A 1,736-nucleotide genomic window follows, 5' to 3' on the forward strand; every position below is an offset into this window, starting at 1 on the left:
CAGATGTCAATACTGAACAGTTTTGCCAGGTATTTCATACGTTCAACAACCCATTTTCTGCGATGTTCAAATGACCTTCCAGAAGCATGATCGTCACCACACAGGAAGGCTCTGCGGACACATCTGGAGACGATGTGGTAATAAGGTGTCTCAGAGACACTGATCTGATATTTCCTGGCCAATCCCATGGTTATCTCCGTTTAAAACCATGATTTTCAGAGATTCAGCTGTAATTAGCTGTGGCAAATGTCTGAAGTGGCCGTATGATATTTCTGAGGGAGTGCCTGTCCGCGCTTTTCTGCGCGCTTTTTTGCAACCTGCCAAATGCATGATCATCCCCACACAGGAAGGCCCTGCGGACGCATCGACTCACCACATGGTAATAAGGTGTCTCCTGGTAACAAATCTGGTATTTCCTTGCCAGTCCCATGGTTTTCTCCGTTTAAAACCATGATTTTCAGAGATTCAGCTGTAATTAGCTGTGGCAAATGTCTGAAGTGGCCGTATGATATTTCTGAGGGAGTGCCTGTCCGCGCTTTTGTCGTCATAGGAAAGAAAATGAAAAGTATAAATACATTATATGTTTTATTAATGATTTCAAGTTGCACCCTTAGTGAGAAATCAAACGCATGCAATAATATTGATATTAAATACTATGAAGATGGGTATGACAAACTTAACTCATTAGTGTGTGAAGCATTTAAGGCCTGGGATGATCTTGAATATTCGAAGTCTATATCATTATTTGAAGAAGCAGCTAATATAGAAATATTTGAGACTCCAAATATAAAATACTATCCAATCCTTACAGAGCTGTACTGGAAAATAGGTGATGTCGATAATGCACAAAAAAATCTACAAATTTCTAAACTGAGTTTAGAAATTGTTTTAGGAATTGTTGAGTGTAGATGGAATGGTTTTTCAACAACAGACAATATAACGGTAAAACAAGCACTAGATGAAAAATTAGTTGGGATTTATAGATCAAACAAAATAGTGAAGGAACCTTACGGAGATTATGTATTTCTAAAAATGTGTAATGAGAATATGTTAGACGGCTACATTAAAAATGCAGGCTTAGATACAATTTATAGACTGTCAAAAGAATATTTTGATGTTAAAAGCAAATTTGGTGGTAACTTAAATAATTAGCGAAGAGAGAAATAGAATAAATACCGGGACAGTCATTTGTTAAAGAATCCCACAAAATAATGGGACAGACATAAGCTAGATAAAATACAGGGACATATATAAGCTAGATAAAATACAGGGACATATATGAACGTCCAAAAATACAGGGACAGGCATTAGCTAGATAAACCAGTTGGAGAGATAAAATACAGGGACAGGCACTTTTCAGAGAGACCAGCTTGAGTGATTGAGCTGGTTTTTTTGTGGAAGATTAGAAAATTGACGTGGTGTAGAGGCGTTTTTCAGGTTTGAAACACCAGGTGAAATGATCATGACCAGAAATGCCTGATTTGGAATCAATGGGGTCAGAATCAATGGGGTCAGAGTCATTGATTCGCATTCGAGAAAACAAGCAGGTCATTAAAATCAATGACTCTGACCCCATTGACTCACGCATAAATCCATGATTTTCAGAAATTCAGCTGGAATTAGCTGTGGCAAATGTCTGAAGTGGCCGTATGATATTTCTGAGGGAGTGCCTGTCCTGGATATTGGGGAAGTAGTCAATTTATTCAACAGATTGAAGATAAACTGAAGGTCAAAGT

2 protein-coding genes are annotated in these 1,736 nt (G+C 38.0%); one reads left to right on the forward strand and one right to left on the reverse strand.

Features of this window, described 5'->3' with window-relative positions; genetic code table 11:
- Window positions 1-188: hypothetical protein (locus tag B0475_RS17940; RefSeq protein ID WP_456298909.1), on the reverse strand; the 188-nt coding region annotated here is incomplete at its 3' end.
- A gap of 136 nt (window positions 189-324) precedes the next feature.
- Here B0475_RS17940 and B0475_RS17300 point away from each other — a divergent pair.
- A complete protein-coding gene (locus tag B0475_RS17300; RefSeq protein ID WP_198538370.1) occupies window positions 325-1,152 on the forward strand; it encodes a hypothetical protein in 828 nt (275 codons plus the stop codon).
- Window positions 1,153-1,736: the final 584 nt, after the last annotated feature.

The organism is Marinicella sediminis (genome assembly GCF_002000055.1).
In the GTDB taxonomy this organism is placed as follows: domain Bacteria; phylum Pseudomonadota; class Gammaproteobacteria; order Xanthomonadales; family Marinicellaceae; genus Marinicella; species Marinicella sediminis.